This window comes from Methanococcoides burtonii DSM 6242 (assembly GCF_000013725.1).
GTDB lineage: Archaea > Halobacteriota > Methanosarcinia > Methanosarcinales > Methanosarcinaceae > Methanococcoides > Methanococcoides burtonii.
Genome location: NC_007955.1, coordinates 738,674 through 755,213 on the forward strand (window position 1 = coordinate 738,674; position 16,540 = coordinate 755,213).

Annotated in this window: 14 protein-coding genes; 12 read left to right on the forward strand and 2 right to left on the reverse strand. The window is 34.4% G+C overall.

Going from position 1 to position 16,540, the window contains the following annotated elements:
* Positions 1-162: 162 nt before the first annotated feature.
* Entirely contained in the window at positions 163-2,487 is a 2,325-nt protein-coding gene (locus tag MBUR_RS03660; protein ID WP_011498838.1) for a DUF1616 domain-containing protein, read from the reverse strand.
* Positions 2,488-3,101: 614 nt separating this feature from the next.
* On the opposite strand from MBUR_RS03660, the gene MBUR_RS03665 reads away from it, so the two are divergent.
* Positions 3,102-3,917, forward strand: a complete 816-nt coding sequence (locus MBUR_RS03665) for a M48 family metalloprotease (protein ID WP_048063212.1) — start codon at positions 3,102-3,104, stop codon at positions 3,915-3,917.
* A 1-nt stretch (position 3,918) separates the two neighbouring features.
* The gene (locus MBUR_RS14105; RefSeq protein WP_048063213.1) at positions 3,919-4,152 is read left to right on the forward strand and encodes a hypothetical protein; all 234 of its coding nucleotides are present in this window, start codon (positions 3,919-3,921) and stop codon (positions 4,150-4,152) included.
* A gap of 8 nt (positions 4,153-4,160) precedes the next feature.
* Here the strand turns inward: MBUR_RS14105 and artC are convergent, their stop codons facing one another.
* Positions 4,161-4,994, reverse strand: coding sequence for an archaeosortase C (gene artC / locus MBUR_RS03675; RefSeq protein WP_011498840.1), 834 nt, complete (start codon positions 4,992-4,994; stop codon positions 4,161-4,163).
* A 281-nt stretch (positions 4,995-5,275) separates the two neighbouring features.
* On the opposite strand from artC, the gene MBUR_RS03680 reads away from it, so the two are divergent.
* From MBUR_RS03680 to MBUR_RS03725, 10 genes are all read left to right on the forward strand, one after another.
* Positions 5,276-6,076 (forward strand): hypothetical protein, encoded by an 801-nt coding sequence (locus tag MBUR_RS03680; protein ID WP_011498841.1) that lies wholly within the window; start codon positions 5,276-5,278, stop codon positions 6,074-6,076.
* Between the two features lie 15 nt (positions 6,077-6,091).
* On the forward strand, positions 6,092-7,093 hold the full coding sequence (locus MBUR_RS03685) for a lipid II:glycine glycyltransferase FemX (protein ID WP_011498842.1): 1,002 nt from the start codon (positions 6,092-6,094) through the stop codon (positions 7,091-7,093).
* A 43-nt stretch (positions 7,094-7,136) separates the two neighbouring features.
* A complete protein-coding gene (locus MBUR_RS03690; protein WP_011498843.1) occupies positions 7,137-8,171 on the forward strand; it encodes a DUF354 domain-containing protein in 1,035 nt (344 codons plus the stop codon).
* A gap of 46 nt (positions 8,172-8,217) precedes the next feature.
* The gene (locus tag MBUR_RS03695; protein WP_011498844.1) at positions 8,218-8,667 is read left to right on the forward strand and encodes an acyltransferase; all 450 of its coding nucleotides are present in this window, start codon (positions 8,218-8,220) and stop codon (positions 8,665-8,667) included.
* 105 nt (positions 8,668-8,772) lie between these two features.
* Positions 8,773-9,657, forward strand: a complete 885-nt coding sequence (locus MBUR_RS03700; RefSeq protein ID WP_011498845.1) for a glycosyltransferase family 2 protein — start codon at positions 8,773-8,775, stop codon at positions 9,655-9,657.
* Entirely contained in the window at positions 9,635-11,188 is a 1,554-nt protein-coding gene (locus MBUR_RS03705) for a hypothetical protein (RefSeq protein WP_011498846.1), read from the forward strand. Before MBUR_RS03700 ends, MBUR_RS03705 begins: the two co-directional genes overlap by 23 nt.
* 5 nt (positions 11,189-11,193) lie before the next feature.
* Complete coding sequence (locus MBUR_RS03710) at positions 11,194-12,309, forward strand: glycosyltransferase family 4 protein (RefSeq protein ID WP_011498847.1); 1,116 nt, start codon at positions 11,194-11,196, stop codon at positions 12,307-12,309.
* Positions 12,310-12,426: 117 nt separating this feature from the next.
* Positions 12,427-13,470: a glycosyltransferase family 4 protein gene (locus MBUR_RS03715; protein ID WP_232222012.1), complete on the forward strand. Its 1,044-nt coding sequence runs from the start codon at positions 12,427-12,429 to the stop codon at positions 13,468-13,470.
* Positions 13,471-13,614: 144 nt separating this feature from the next.
* A complete protein-coding gene (locus MBUR_RS03720; protein ID WP_011498849.1) occupies positions 13,615-14,736 on the forward strand; it encodes a glycosyltransferase family 4 protein in 1,122 nt (373 codons plus the stop codon).
* Between the two features lie 14 nt (positions 14,737-14,750).
* On the forward strand, positions 14,751-16,187 hold the full coding sequence (locus MBUR_RS03725) for a flippase (RefSeq protein ID WP_011498850.1): 1,437 nt from the start codon (positions 14,751-14,753) through the stop codon (positions 16,185-16,187).
* Positions 16,188-16,540 lie beyond the last annotated feature (353 nt).

Consider the following 16,540-nt stretch of genomic DNA (forward strand, 5'->3'; position numbering starts at 1 on the left):
CTTTGTACTGTATGGTATTTAAACATTGTGAATAACTGGTGACAGTGATGATTATCATTATGATGATGCACATCAATTTGTATAACTGCAAAATGTTTGTGTAATAGTCTTAAAAAAAAACAAAAGTTGATATTTCGATATCAACAACTTAATATCTCGAAATTAACTGCGTTTAATGCTAAAGTCGTCTGTGATCGTCAACTTTTCAGAGTTTACTGTATAAGCCGTAACATAAACATAGGCTTTACCATCTTTTATAGAGCTATTGATTCTGGTCTGGTATGTGTAAGTATTATCTTTTATTTCTGGTCCAGTTAGCAATATCTGTTTATCATCTCTTACGACTTTGACAGTCGGATTCTCCTTTAGGCCGGCAGACGATGTTATTATAATTTTCACATTGTCCGCAGTTTCTTTTTCAGAGATCTCTAATATCAGATCTTCAAGGGATGTGTCGACAGTAAGATAGTCCAGAACTGTTTTTTGATGATATGCAAGATCAGTTGCAGTCATTTCCAACTTATATGTGTTGTCAGCACTTGCTACATAATAGCCTGACCAGTTGTATGAATCAGTAGAACTCATTTTTACCGTTGACTTCTGATACTGGAAATTCTCATTATCAGGTGCTATCAGACATTCAATTCCGGCTAATGGTTCTTCCGCCTTTACAACAAATAATGTTGGTCCATTTGAAGGATTTGGTGAGATCTCCAAATCAAATTCCGGTTCAGTGAGGTCAACTGTGGTGTTCGTATCAGGTATGGTATGGGCAATTTCCCAGTTTCCTGCTCCATCGATCGCCTGGGTTCGGAAATAATAATTCTTTCCTTCAATGCCTGTGAATACTGCGGAAGTTTCTTTTGATTCGGGTAACCATGCCTGCCAGTTAACTCCGTCATTACTATATTCCACATAAAAATGATCAATGCCACTTCCAATGTCGGTGCCATTCCATTCAACTTCAAAATCGGTTGTATTTATTCGTATTGGCAATGGAACCATTTCGGATGTCGGGAGGTCAAACTCAAGAAGTCCATCCCCTGTGACATAAGGTGAAAGTTCTGATATTGAAAGAACTGTTACTTCGTCCCATATTATTTCCACAGGATGAACGTCAGTATTACCTTTCTGCATAGCTCTTAATGTTATGAGATTGTTTCCTTCGTTCAATATAACTGGTAAATGGACGTGTTGCCAATCATCATCTCCGCCAATCCCATTTTCCCATACTAAAATATTGTTGATCAATATTTGTTTAAGTTGGGTCTCTGCATTGTTTTCAATGGTTTGGGTGTACGTATCTTTCACAAAAAGGGAAAGTACAACAGTTCCTTTTTTATTGGATATGATATTTTGAGATATGTCATAATACTGGTCATTATAGAATGGTAATTTTCTTTCGTATGGAAGCTTGAAAACTACTGCCCGGGAATCATATATTCCTTTTCCTTCAAGGTATGCCCCATTGATATTCGTATCAGTGGTCTTAAAGATCCAACTGCTGTTTTGCTCCATGTCATAATTCCCGAGCATCTGAAGATTATCTGGTGATCCTTTTTCCTCTTCTTCTGCCAGTTCCTGCAAATATCCGACTGGATAGTCATGTGTGATCCACAGATGTACGGAACGATATGGATTAAATGATATCTCTTCTTTGAAAAGAGCATATTCAAGTTTAGACCTGCCAACTCGTATCTGTTCAGGTTTGTATGTCAGCTCATCTTCCCATTTTTCTTCATCAGATAAAGTGATGTTCAGAGTCTGAAGAACCTTACCGTCAAGCCGCATTTGAAGGATGTAGTCTACATCCTGTTTCTCATAGTTCTCGATCCCAACGGTAACTTTGAGGGGATTTTCAATTGAGGCGTTCGTGGGGTAATTCTCAGCCATCCCTTCAGGTCCGAGTATGTATAATGCGGTAAACTGTTCTTTTTCTTGTGTGACCTTTGCATAAACGAGCATCCCTGATGCTATTATGATCGACCCCACAAGGGCTATTATCAGCGCTTTCTCGATCTCGGGCGGGATGCGGTCTTTTTTTGGAATATTCTCATCATCTGACCGGATCGATTCTATGAAACCGTGAACTGAAAATGTGAATTGGTCTTCTTCCGGATGCCTTCGTCTGGCAATATACGCAAGTAATGCAAAAATGGCTGTTAGCAGAAGTAATGATATTGATATTGAGTTTGGGCGGAAGAGCCATTGCGTGAGGCTCACCGCAAAACCATCAAATACAGTGATGGCAATGCTGAAACCAACACTTAACGTAAAACGCTCGATGTTGCTGATGTCTCCCTTTTTGGGGAACATCATGGCGATAAATGTGTAACCTGGTATGAAAAATATCAGGGGTAAGGCAAAAAATATTCGCAGCGGTGTTTCATTCAGTGGCGGAACAAGAATGAATATCACTGCAAGCATTGCAAAAACTACAGTTGCTATGAGATCCTGCGTATAAAGGCATTTATCCGATTTGAACATCTTTTGACTCTATTCTTTTAAATGATATAACTGTTTTCTACATTTATGATATGAGTCGTTTGATGAATTGTATTATACTGTTTTTTCGGCTTTGTGGAAATCCTCAATATTCGGATAATAATCAAATATAATTATATTATTGAATGTGTTGCACGATATTGGATTATAATTTCAATTCCAGTTTATGAATGTGGATTTTAATCGGATTTCTACAGAGCTGTTTTTTCAACCCTGAGTTTTCACTTTGATATCATCAACTTTAAAGGCTGCAATTTCTTTTTCGTAAGCTGAGCTATTCGTTTGTGAGCTGATATTGTTCGAGTACATGTTTGAAAGGGTTAGCAACAGGCACGCATAAAATAATAATGTTCATGTCGGTCTATGGATTTCATTCATATCGACCGCTACACAGATATACCCGTGGATTTTGCTTCGTTTATGCTTAAGCTCCATTCATACATATTTTGAACAGACTTGATCTTAATATGATTAGATTTTAGCTTCACAAATATTGTCGTTCTCTCCTATATCGATTAGAAACTTTTTAAACCATGAGGTACTTTATGGACATTATATTATCATCGGTACAGTGAGGGATATTCATTAAGAACAAATTGAAGATAATCTTTCTTTTTGCATTGATCAGTATTCCTGCTCCTGTGATAGCGTTTTTGCTTCTAGGTCCGGTTGGCTTTGTAGCCACGCTTGCTTTGTTTATATTGCTAAGTTATGTTCTATACAGTTATAGTGGCAAGATATTGCTTAAATGGTACAAAGCTAAAAAGGTAGGTTCATTGGAAAACCTTGCAGTAAAGGCGGGTGTGGTCACGCCGGACATGTATATGTTCGATCACCATCTACCAATGATCTTCACAGCAGGAACAAGGGGGAAATTCGATATTGCTGTCTCGAGTGGCGCTATGGGTCTATTTGATGCATCGGAACTTGAAGTCATGCTTGCTCGTGAGATCGGGCATATTCTAAATAATGATGTTCCAATGAATACTATGGTTGCTTTATTTGCAGGTTCACTTGCTTCTGTATCCACTTTTGCATTATGGGGCGCCTTGTTGGGCGGATTTGGGCAGGATTATGACCCTGCACCAAGATTTATTCGCTTTCTTGGTATGGGACTTGTCGCAGTTCCTTCGGCTCTGATAGCACAACTTGCATTATCTCCTTCACGGGAAATAATGGTGGATGCTGTTTCTGTAGAACTTACGAAAGAACCGAAATTGCTTGCTGACACGCTGGAGTATATGCAGAAGTATGTTGGACACTACCCAATGTCACTTAATCCGGGACATGCACATCTATTTCCATTGAACTTGCTGTCTATGGAAGAATTCTATGATATGCATCTGTCACTTTTCAATACTCATCCTGATGTGGATATAAGGGTAAAACAAATTATGAGTAAGGTGAATTAAGATGATCGAAACGATCCTGATGAAAAAGTTCAGTACCTGGAAGCTATCACTTTTGTTCAGTTTTTTCTCATATTCGGCAGTACTTTTCTTCATTATTGTAATAGATGTCTTTGGAAGACGGGACTTTGATCCTGTGGAAGTAGGGCTGATCACTGGTGGCTATATGGGTATTGTAGTTACAATGCTAGCTGTCGGTTTCATCATATTCAGAAAAAAATTGAATAGCAGGGTATGATATTTTACTCAACGTCTGCTTTTTATATCCATAATGTACATGATCGCACCTGCTACGATGGCGAATATGATCCATCCCAGATGTGTGTGGACGACCCGCATGGCTTCCAGTCCGTAGTAATATGCTGCAAGGTAAAGGATTGTAACACGCACAAGGTTTGCAATGTATGATACAATTATTGCAAATCCAAGTAGATTGAGTGTTTGACCGAGTTTCATTTTTTCCATTCGGCTGTAGCCAGCGACTATGCCGATCAGAAGGAACATGGAATAAAGTCCGGAGCATGGACCTCCGATAATTATTGTAAGATCTTCAACTCCGGCGAGATAGACCGTTTCAATGCCTACAACATCAACTGGTATTCCGAACAACTGAATGATCGTAACTGTTGGTATCAATACTAAATAGTGATCGAACACATGGAGAAATCCAATGTCCAACATCCCGAACAAGGAGTAAAAGATCAGGTACAGTACGGTGAATACGCCTGAAATATAAGCACCAAATTCTCCGAGGTGTCGAAGTTGTGGTCTGTCAGTTCCATATGCTACAAGTGATGCTCCAAAGAAGAAGGTCATTGAATCGAGAGTGCCAAGATCGCTGCCTGCTCTGAAATTGTAGAACAGATCCGCAAAGACGATCAGTGCTCCAATTAGTATATAAAATTTTGAAGCTCGAATGTCCTTTCTTTCTGACATTCGTATCTGTGTGATCGCAGCAACAGCAGCCAGAAGCAATATCACGCCTATGGTTGTCGACCCTTCACTAAGTTCTATGGTGGCACCTATGAAAAGTGCAAGTGTCAAAAGGATGAAGAGTAAAGTTTTATCGCTTTTTATCATGATTTTATCACTTGATCATTTTATAGTTGAGCATGTATACTTTAATTAACATAAGTGTGTAAATAACAAGTATCCCTCTGTGATATCTTGGTGCTCCCCTCTCTCTACCTTGGTTATATTGTTATATTAATATTTAGGTTGTAACATTTCATAACGCAATAATTATATGGGTTGAATATTATATATGTGATACTAATGCTTATTATGTTTACAGTATATAATCTAATTTCAAATGCCTTATGCTTATAATAAAACGAATGTTTACAACGTTGGTGGTGAAAATGATCCGTGATTTTACCTTATCTAAATACAGGGAACTTCTTGAAACAATAGTAGATACGGAATATGAGCCAATCGCTGTAATTGATCATTTTAATTCTGGCCGGGTGGATAACAAATGCATCATTTTAAGGCATGATGTGGACAGGGTTGTGCAGCGATCTCTGGATATGGCCCGACTGGAAAATGAATATGGCATTCGTTCGACCTATTATTTCCGGCATACTCCTGATGTGTTCAAACCTGAGTTCATGCACAAAATTGCAGATCTTGGTCATGAGGTAGGTTTTCACTATGAAGTTATGGATAAGGCAAAGGGTGATACTTCTGCAGCGATCAGGATATTTGAGGATGAGCTTCGTGAACTAAGGGAAATTGAGCCTATACTGACTGCATGCATGCATGGTAATCCTCTGGCATCATGGTCAAATCGTGATCTTTGGGAAGATCATGACATAAAGGATTTTGGGATCGTGGCAGAACCTTATTTATCCATCGATTATAGCAAGGTTCTCTATTTGACGGATACCGGAAGAACCTGGGCAGATCAGAAGATCAGGGTAAAGGATGTTCTGGACGATGTAGCCAACACTCTTTCATATTCTGGTGGTTCTATCGCTACAACAGATGATGTTATCGATCTTGTTAGAAAAGAAGAAATACCTCAGATGTGTATACTTGCACATCCAAATCGTTGGTGTGATGGGAGTATTGGGTGGACAAAGGAATTGCTTATGCAGAATCTGAAGAATGTCGGAAAAGCTGGCATTGTCTGGTACAGAGGCCGAAAACCTGAGGTCTGAACACGGTATAATTATATGATCGAGATAACTGATTCACTTGACCCTGAAGTATGGGATGAATTCGTCTATGAGCACCCTCATGGCAATATCTTCCAGACATCTTCTATGGCTAATGTTTACCGACAGGCTAAGAACTATGTCCCACTCTCATTAGCTGCGATTGATCCTGGTAATGGTGAAGTTCTGGCCATTTTACAGGCATCCATCATAAGTGAGCTGAGTGGTATTGCAGGAAGCTTTACCGGCAGGAGTGTCATTATAGGTGGTCCCCTTGTGAAGGATGGGAAAAGGGGAAATGAAGCATTGTCTCTTTTACTGAAAGAGTACAATAGTTCAGTCAAAAGCAAAGTGGTCTATTCGCAGATGAGGAATATAAGGGATACATCTGAGATCAAAGAGACTATTTTGTCATACGGATATGAGTATGATCAACATCTGGATTTCCTTATTGATCTGGACCGGGACGAAGCAGAGATATGGTCTGATATAAGTAAATCCCGCCGGAAAGGTGTCAATCGCGCAGAAAAGTCCGGTATCATCATCCAAAAAGTAAAAAATGATGCCGAACTGCAAGCGTCTTATGATCTGATCCATCAAACTTATCTAAATGTGAAAATGCCGGTTGCTGATTTTTCACTTTTCAAAGCAATCTATGATGAGTTCGTTCCAAAGGATATGGCTGACTTCTTCATTGCCCTGCAGAACGATATCCCTGTAGGTGCACGTATAACTCTTAATTACAAAGACCTTGTATATGATTGGTATGCAGGCTCATTGGCAGATGTCCCTTATGTAGATGAAGCACTTGTATGGAAGATACTGAGTGAGAACGCTGGTAAATATAAAGTGTTCGATTTCGGTGGTGCCGGTCATCCTGATAAGCCGTATGGTGTCAGGGAATTTAAGAGGCGCTTTGGTGGGGAACAGGTGAATTATGGTAGGTATAAGAAGGTGCATGGGAAAGTTAGGGGTAAGATGGCTGAGGTTGGATATGGAGTTTATAGGGGATTGAAGTGATGTTTATTATTTCTGTATATGTTGACAATGGTGGTATCAAACAATGAAGATACTTCTTGATATAGGTCATCCCAAAGATTTTAATGTCTTTAAAAATGTCATTATTTCACTTGAAGAGATGGGTCATACAGTTAAGATTTTTGTGCGTGCAAAAGAAAGCACTAAAAGAATGCTTGATGATGCAGGATTTGAGTATGATGTATGCCCTTATTATAAAAGTATGGCTGGAAAAGCATTAGGAATTTTTGCTAACGATCTTCGCCTTTATAAAATTGCTAGAAAGTTCAAGCCAGATGTATTTATCAGTCCTGGATCCCCATATTCTGCTCATGTAAGTACTTTAATGAGGAGACCCCATTTGGCATTTTCTGATACTGAAATTGCCGGTCTTGTCACTATGTTGACATTACCTTTTACAGATAAGATATACACTTCAACATCATTTTATCTTGACCTTGGTCCTAAGCAGGAACGCTTTAAAGGTTATTATGAGTTGGCTTATCTCCATCCAAAGTACTTCAAACCCAATAAAAATATTTTAGATAAATATGGTCTGGAAGAAGGCTACATTCTATTAAGATTATCTGCACTTGCTTCTCATCATGATCTTCATGCAAGTGGCTTTAACTTTGAGACTGAGGATGATCTAAAGGATTATATTTCTTCTTTAGAGAAATATGGTAAAGTAATTATTTCTTCTGAAAAGTCGGATTGGAATACAATTAAAGATTACCAGCTAGAATTCGATCCGGATGATCTGCATGATCTTATCGATTGCGCATCCATCTGTTTGAGTGAAGGTGCCACAATGGCTTCAGAAGCTGCAGTGCTAGGAATTCCTTCGATATATGTTTCAAATACTGAAAGAGGGTACTTGAATGAATTAGAGATGGAGTATGGCCTTGTTTATAATATTCCTGATCGGGAAAAAGCTTTGAAAAAAGCAATAAGTTTGTTAAATGAAGTATCTACTAAAGATATTTGGAGACTTAAAAAAGAGAATATGCTCGAGAATACTGATGATATAGTTGAATTTATTATAGAAAAAACCTTATCTCATGTTTCATCTCCAAATTAATTTATTCAATTATAATTCATTCATATTTATTAGATTGGTGAGATCAATGATAGTACGCAAATTTAAAAAAAAAATACTGAAATATTTTGCAAAAAATCTCCCTTCTTATAAATTAAGAATTCGGATGTACAAAAGTTGTGGCTATTCAATTGGTAAACAGGTATACATTGCAGAAGGTTTAACAATTGCTGAAAAGTTAGAAGATTCGGATAATCTTCGTATTGATGACAGGGTTGCAATTGGGCCCAATGTTATTTTGGTCACTTCATCTGATCCAAATTTTTCAAAAATTTGGGATTCTGTAAAAATTCAACGAGGTAAAATTATTATTAATAGTGATGCATGGATTGGGGCAGGTGCAATAATCTTGCCTGATATTACAATTGGAGAAGGAGCTATTGTTGGTGCTGGTGCTGTTGTGACTAAAGATGTTGAAGCATTTACTAAAGTTGCTGGGGTTCCGGCAAAAATAATTGGTTTAATATCTTTGAAATAATTATTGTGTTGATTGTTGGTTCTCATACACATTTTACGATATAATAAATAGTATTAATTTGTATAAGTATACTAAAATGATTAGAACTATAAGGAATGCTTATTGATGAACTCTAATTATATTGTTGTAACTCCGTGCAAAAATGAAGAAGCAAATTTGCCACATCTTGCACAATCTATAATTAAAAATACAATTCATCCAGTTCTATGGGTAATTTATAATGATGGGAGTACTGACTCGACAGGAGATGTTATTTCCAATTTAGAAGGATCGCATGCATGGATAAAAGGGCTTGAAGGTGCAATTTCAAAACGTGATCTTGGATTCCATTATTCTGATATAGTTGAATATGCGATTCGATATGCTATCAATAAATGCGACAACAATAATATAGACTTTGAATATATCGGTTTAATTGATGCAGATATGATATTGGATCTGGATTTTTTTGAAAAAATGTTAATTAGATTTGAAAACAATCCTAAAATTGGAATATGTAGTGGAACGGTAGCTTATCTTAATAATGGCATAAAAGTTCTTGAGAAAGGTCGGTCCAATCATCCACTTGGTGGATTGCGTATGTGGAGCAAAAAATGCTATTATGACACTGGTGGCTTCCCGAAAAGTTACTCTGCAGATTCGGTATCAAATGTATCAGCGATGTTGCATGGGTGGGAAACCAAGAAATATGATGATGTTGTTGGGGTTCAGACCAGAAGAACAAGTAGTGCAGAAGGTCTTTGGAAAGGCTATGGAGTAAAAGGAACATCTGATTATTTCAGGGATTATCATCCAATTTATGTCCTGTTCAAGTTTTTGAAGTATTCTCTTAGCTATCCCTTTTATACTGGAGTTGCTTATTTGTCTGGGTACATTAATGGAATTGCTTGCGTTAAGAATAAATTGGATAATCCTGAAATCAGATCATATTATAGGAATAAGCATATTGAGGTCATGAGGTATTATTTTGAAAAATTTAAAAATAGCTAATGATGTAAGTTTATTAGTTTCAAAAAAAACTCAAGCAACCTTACTTAGTTTACTCTTACTGCTGAATTTTGTAATTAGGATTCCGAGCATACCTCATGAAAAAGGATATGATTCTTTTTTCATTCATACACTGGCTAACTCAATTACTATTAATGGCACTTGTGAATGGTGGATCAATTGGTTATCTGTGTTTGGTTTATATCCATATTCCTATGCAAGTGCGGTTCCATTTATGCTTTCAGAAATTGCACAGATGACTGGGCTGGAAATGGAAAAAGCAATTTTGGTGTATTGCATAATAGCTGGCTTGCTTGGAATGTTTACTTCATATCTTTTAGCTGGGCAGATATACAATGATTTCAAATTTAAGTATATTATGTCATTATTTTTCTCGTTAGCACCAGGAGTTATGGTTTTTACTACTTGGGAAGTAAGTACAAGAGGTTTATTCATTGTATTATTCCCATTTTTTATTTACTTACTGCTAAGAATTGATAAAACAATCAAAAAATATATTTTATTAACAATTTGCTTTGTTTTGCTTTTTGCAACACATCATTATGCTTATTTTTTAATTCCTGTTATTGTAGTATATTTTTCACTCAATATATTGAAAAAAGTGAATATTCCACATTTCAAAAAAAATCATCTGAATTACATATTTTCATTTGCAATAATTGCACTTATTCTTGTTCCTTTTTTTGAACGTTCGTTGGTAGAATCTGGTTCGAGATATGCATGGTTGATTGATGCTTTAATTACAAATATAAGATACACAGGTCCAGCATTGATTTTGGCATTTGGGGGGTTGGTATATTTACTGCAAAAAAAGAAAAGTTTCAACGAAATCATATTTCTTTCGTTATTAATACTATTTCTACCCACAATATATTCTCTTACATACGGTCCGTATTTTTTAGTTTTATTTATTGTTTTTTTAGCATCTATTTCATTTGGTAACATATTAAATTCACTGGCTATTCATAAAAATAAGCTGTTTGCTTTATTTGTCATTTCTATCATTGTTTTTTCGGTAGCATTTTCTAGCTTTTATAACCATAATAGAACGGGAGATTCGGAATCTTATTGGTATATGCCACATGAAACATATACTGCAGGAATATGGGGTAAGAACTATATTCCGGACAATTCGTATGGGTTGGATACAGCTTTTGAAACAGGGCGATTGTTTGCTATTTCTGAAGGTCACCCAATTACTCCATCACTTGGCCCGGGTAATCTTGCATATGGATTTATTGACAAAAATGATATACAATATACAAAAAATTCACCGTTTAGCAAACAGTACTATTTTGATGGTCCATATTCATCGAAGGGGAGTACTTACTCTGGTCGCGTTGAATGGTTGAGACAGTACGGAAAAAATATAGAGGATTTAGAAGAATATACTTATTTTGTAGAAGATAAGTATTATTACAAACCAATAGTAAATATTATTCATTCAGAGTCTAACAAAATATATGATGCTACCCGTATTGCATTGTGGGAAATAGATGTTGAAAGGAAGTGATCTGGATGAAGCTTGTTTATTACTACCCTATGTCAAAAGGTGCCCCTTCTAATGTTGCAAGAAACGTCTTTGAAGCGTTAATTGCCAAAAAAGATAAATTACCTTTTGATGAAATTATCCTTTATACGAATAATAAAAATAAAGTCATATTGGGTAAAAAATATAGTGATATAAAAATCTTTACTGGTAAAGATATTCTTAAAATAAAAAACAGTATTGTTCATATCCCGACAACTCCTTTAGTTTTTCCAAACAGTAAATTTTTACTTCATGTCTTTGCAAAAATTAAGAAAAATAAATTAATTTTGAATTATCATGGGGATATTTGTAAAGAACTTGTTTTGAGATACAAATATGATCATAAATTAGAGCTTTCTAAAATACCGACTTGTATTTTACTACCTATTTTATTATTTAGTTCAAACAAAAATATTGTAAACTCATATTCACTTGCAAATATATTTAAACATAGATATGGGCTTGGTAATATAGAGGTTGTACCAAATGCTATAGATAATTGTTGGTTTTTGAAAAGACATGAATTTATTAAAAAAAGTGATAATTCGATCAAAATATTTTACCATGGACGTTTATCTCCGGAAAAAGGAGTTGATTTGCTAATTAAGGGATTAAAGTTATTTTTATCTACAAAGTCGGGTTCAACTAAAATTTACCTTTATATAGCAGGAGACGGTCCACAGATGCAATATTTAAAAGCATTGTCAATACAATTAGATATAGTTGACAATGTGATTTTTCTGGGGAATCTCAACCAAAAAATGATTATAAAATACTTACAAAAGGTTGATGCTGCCATTTATCCATCGATTTTGGATACTTTTGCTCTAGCTATTTTAGAAGCTTTTGCTTGTGCAGAATGTCCTGTATATTTTTCAAAAAAAGCTGGTATTTATGATTTTATTATTGATGATGGATATGTACTTGGTGCATTTGAACCGAATGTCGAAAATATATCAAACATAGTTAGTTCTATTTTCGAAAAGTCAAATAAAAACGATAATATAATTGAGCATCAGAAAAAGTTTGCTGAAAAATATAATTGGACATCTGTCATAGATTATTATATCTCGATTTATCGAGAAATGTATCATGCTAATTAAATTCATTCAAAGTATGGGTCGATAAATATGCTTCATAAAAAGTCTCAAAATTGTGTTCTTTCGATTTGCGATATATCCCCAATTCGTTTTGGTTCATTTGAGGATTTTTTAGTCGTAATGACTGATGAATTAAATAAAAAAGGATTTAAACATGTTATTATATTCAGAGATAGGCCTATAAAATGCGTAGAGGATACTCTTTTAGCATCTAATGCAGAAATAAAAATATTGAAGCCAACAAGATCAAATATTTATATTTTTATGGAATTATATCAAATTCTAAAAGAAATTCGCCCAAATATTGTACATTTTCATTTTTATCCAATTTATTCAAGTCTCAATTATTTGAAGTTTTTCTTCAGTATCAAAATTGTATATACTGATCATATGGGTAGTAGAGAACTAAAAACACCTTTTAAAAAAGCACTTCGAAAATTATATTATAAAACCCACTCTATTTTGTTCAATTGTGGTATTGATAAAATCGTTTGCGTTTCGAATTATATAAAATTGAAATATTCCAAAGAATATAATATACATTCTAGTAAATTACTTGTAATCTACAATGGGGTTAATTTAAGAAAGTTCCAACAAAATATAGATACAACAAAGTTAAAAGAAAAATTGAATATTAAAGATGAATTTGTGGTTTCAACTGTAGGTCTAAGGGCTGACAAAGGTGTGAACTGCTTAATTAAAGCTATACCAAATATCATAAAATCTATGCCGAATACTAAATTTATTTTGGTGGGTGAAGGTGAATGCCGAAGTTATTTAGAAAGAATGGTAGATAACCTCAAGCTAAATAATTACGTTGTGTTCACAGGTAATATGGTGGATATATCGGGTATATACCAAATATCTTCCTGTGTAGTAGTTTCATCGTTGGTTGAAGAAGCATTTTGTTTTGTTGCAGTAGAAGCAATGGCTGCAGGAACACAAGTAATAGCATTTGATTCGGGTGCACTTCGGGAAGTTCTTTATGATTTAGATCAATTGATTCCAAAAAATTATACTTTATTATCTCAGAAAATAATTAAATGTCTTAAAACGAATAATATTAATAATAATGTGATGATGCAATATGTCGGCAGTAATTATTCTCTTGATAAATGTGTTTATAATTACATGCAATTATATGATGAAATATTAAAAAAATAATGTCATTTGGCATTTATTCTCACAGTAAGTTCTTAACAATAATTATCTATAGTTTACTGGTCATGATATCCTATCAATTATGTTGTGATTAACTTTCTAGATTCATAATTTGAATTACACTTTACATTTTATCGTGGTGTTGGTATGAAACCTATTAAATTAGTATATGTTGCAGATTGGAACCCCTTAACAGGTGGTGCTTTCACGGTTTTAGATAATTTAATTAATACTATTTTAAAATATAAGTATCCAATAGAAATTCATGTTGTTTCATTTGGAAATAAAAATGAAACTAAACATCAAAAGGGCTATACTATTCATTTAGTAAAAAATTGTATCTTTCCAACTTCTCAATATTGGTACTCTCCTAAGCTTTTAGAAAAAAAGATTGTTGAAATTAATCCTGATTTAATTCACTTGCATTTTACTTATCCCCCCTATTCATTTATATGCCGCTTGCCTATTCCTACTGTAGTCACTACTCATGGTTTAGTTTCTCTTCGAATTAAAGGAGCACATTCAAAAAGAAGTCAGTTGTCTCCTTTTTTCATTCTTGGACCTTATTTTGAAAAAAAAGCACTCAAAAAGGTGGGGAAAGTGATTGCAGTATCTACATATATGAAAAATGAAGTGGAAAAACTGATTGGTCCTAATCAAAAAACAGTTTACATACCAAATGGTATTAATTATGAAGAATATACCAATCCAGATGTTATTAACGATATTACTCATCCATCTATCTTTTGTGCTGGTCGATTTATTAAAATGAAAGGTATTGATGTTCTCATCAAAGCTTTACCTATTATTAAATTATCAATTCCTGATATACACTTATATATTGCTGGAGATGGTGATCAATATAAGTATCTTCAGTCATTAACTTTCAAATTAGATTTACAAAAAAATATTACATTTTTAAATTTCATCGCGAAATCTAAAATGATCCAGATGTTTGCTTCAACTGACTTGGTTGTTGTTCCTTCGAGATACGAAAGTTTTGGTATGGTCGCGTTAGAAGCCTTATCATCTGGTAGTCCAGTTGTAGCATCAAGTGTGGGTGGCATTCCTGAAATGTTAGATAATGGAAGATATGGGATGTTAGTGAAACCTAATGATCCAAAAGAATTAGCACAACAAATAATATATATTTTTAATAATTCAAATATAAGGAAAAAAATGAGTTATGCTGGAAAACAAAGATCACAAGATTATTTATGGGATGATATTGCAAAAAGAACAATTGAAGTGTACTTATCGCTTCTGTAATTGCCAGGTTTCAAATGTCTACTATTGAAAATATTGTAAAGAATACTAGTTTTTTACTTGTAGGTAGGTTATCGACTAAAATTATTAGTTTTTTTATTTTGCTTTATATAGCGCGTTATCTAGGCCCAGACGATTTTGGAAAATTTTCGTTTGTTTTTGCATTTGTATACTTTTTTGCTTTCATCCCAGATTTAGGTATTCATAATATACTTGTTCGTGAAGCTGCAAAGGAACCGGCAAATGCTGGCATATTAATAGGAAATGCTACTGCAATAAAAATAGTACTTTCGTTAATCGCTATTTTTCTGGCATTTTTCACAATAAATTTAATGGATTATCCTATTTCTACAAAAAATGCGTTATACTTAGCTTCGATTGGATTACTAATTACCAATCTGAGTGCATTTGGAATTATATATGAAATTAAGCTCAGAATGGAGTACTCAGCACTTTTTAGTGTGACGAGTAGGATAATTTTCTTAATGCTGGTTCTTTATGGTGTCCTCCAGAACTCAACTTTACTTTTTTTTGTATTTGCCTCGATTTCAGCTGATTTTGTACATAACATATTAATGGTTGTGTTTTCAAAAAGGTTCGTCAATGTACAATTTAATTTTGATTACAAACTAATTAAACAGATTTTACATGAAGCATTACCGATAGCATTGGCTAGTGTTTTTGTTATGATTTATTTTAGAGTTGATATATTAATGTTATCTTTTTTAAAAAATGATGTTGATGTGGGACTTTACAGTGCTGCCTACCGTTTTACGGAAGCTTTCATATTTGTACCTTCTATATTGATGACTTCAATGTTTCCATTAATGTCGAAATATTTCAAAGAATCATTTAATCTATTTGTTTATTCATATGTCAAATCCTTTAAGTACCTCTTTGCTTCCGGTTTGATACTTGCAATCATAGTATCCTTCCTGGCTGATGTCATTATTTTAAAAGTGTATGGATTAGAATATAGTGGTTCGATATCTGCATTACAAATTTTGATATGGGCAACTTCGATTATGTTTATAAATATTCTTCTTAGCTTTACGTATATCTCAAGTGGAAACCAGGGTGTAATGGCAAAGTTGACAGCTTTTGCAGCGTTTTTCAATATAGCATTAAATTTCATATTCATTCCATCTTTCAGTTACAATGGAGCAGCAATTTCGACTATGATTACTGAACTTGTAGTAATGGTATTTGGAATATATTGGATCAACAAAAACATTTGCCATAAAAGTTTGTTTAATGAGGGTGTTTATCCCTTGATTGGTGTTCTTATAATACTGTTATTTTACACAATGTTCAAATTATATGTTAATAATTTTATTCTTTGTGCAGTATCAATATTAATCTATATTGGTGTACTTTATGGCACAGGATGGATTGATTCAGATGATAAAAACTTCGTAATAAAAGTGATCAACCACCTAAAAACTTATTTATAATTCAATTTGTTTTTAGGTTTTTTTTTAAACATTGAGTGGGTAGTGCGACAAGAAAGCTATAATGTGAATTGCAGAAAAGCTATCCCTTCCATTTGGGATAATCCTACTATGACATGCATTGATGGTGACGTCAATGTGTGAAGCTCATAGGACAATAGAGGGAAGTTCGGAAATCCATTCAAACAATCTGTTAGGATACGAATACCATGAAGAAACGAAAGTTGAACCATTGTAAGAGTCGTTACGATGAACAAGCGAAAATATATTGGCACGCTTGAACCAAAGGGTATAGAATCAGACCATTATGGCCTATCCAACGTAATGGTAAATGGACGAATGATTCTCGGTTTATA

Excerpts from the sequence above, each read along its gene's own strand:
- MBUR_RS03660 (WP_011498838.1), bottom strand. The coding sequence starts at position 2,487 with ATGTTCAAATCGGATAAATGCCTTTATACGCAGGATCTCATAGCAACT.
- MBUR_RS14105 (WP_048063213.1), top strand. The coding sequence starts at position 3,919 with ATGATCGAAACGATCCTGATGAAAAAGTTCAGTACCTGGAAGCTATCA.
- artC (WP_011498840.1), bottom strand. The coding sequence starts at position 4,994 with ATGATAAAAAGCGATAAAACTTTACTCTTCATCCTTTTGACACTTGCA.
- MBUR_RS03680 (WP_011498841.1), top strand. The coding sequence starts at position 5,276 with ATGATCCGTGATTTTACCTTATCTAAATACAGGGAACTTCTTGAAACA.
- MBUR_RS03685 (WP_011498842.1), top strand. The coding sequence starts at position 6,092 with ATGATCGAGATAACTGATTCACTTGACCCTGAAGTATGGGATGAATTC.
- MBUR_RS03690 (WP_011498843.1), top strand. The coding sequence starts at position 7,137 with ATGAAGATACTTCTTGATATAGGTCATCCCAAAGATTTTAATGTCTTT.
- MBUR_RS03695 (WP_011498844.1), top strand. The coding sequence starts at position 8,218 with ATGATAGTACGCAAATTTAAAAAAAAAATACTGAAATATTTTGCAAAA.
- MBUR_RS03700 (WP_011498845.1), top strand. The coding sequence starts at position 8,773 with ATGAACTCTAATTATATTGTTGTAACTCCGTGCAAAAATGAAGAAGCA.
- MBUR_RS03710 (WP_011498847.1), top strand. The coding sequence starts at position 11,194 with ATGAAGCTTGTTTATTACTACCCTATGTCAAAAGGTGCCCCTTCTAAT.
- MBUR_RS03715 (WP_232222012.1), top strand. The coding sequence starts at position 12,427 with ATGACTGATGAATTAAATAAAAAAGGATTTAAACATGTTATTATATTC.
- MBUR_RS03720 (WP_011498849.1), top strand. The coding sequence starts at position 13,615 with ATGAAACCTATTAAATTAGTATATGTTGCAGATTGGAACCCCTTAACA.
- MBUR_RS03725 (WP_011498850.1), top strand. The coding sequence starts at position 14,751 with ATGTCTACTATTGAAAATATTGTAAAGAATACTAGTTTTTTACTTGTA.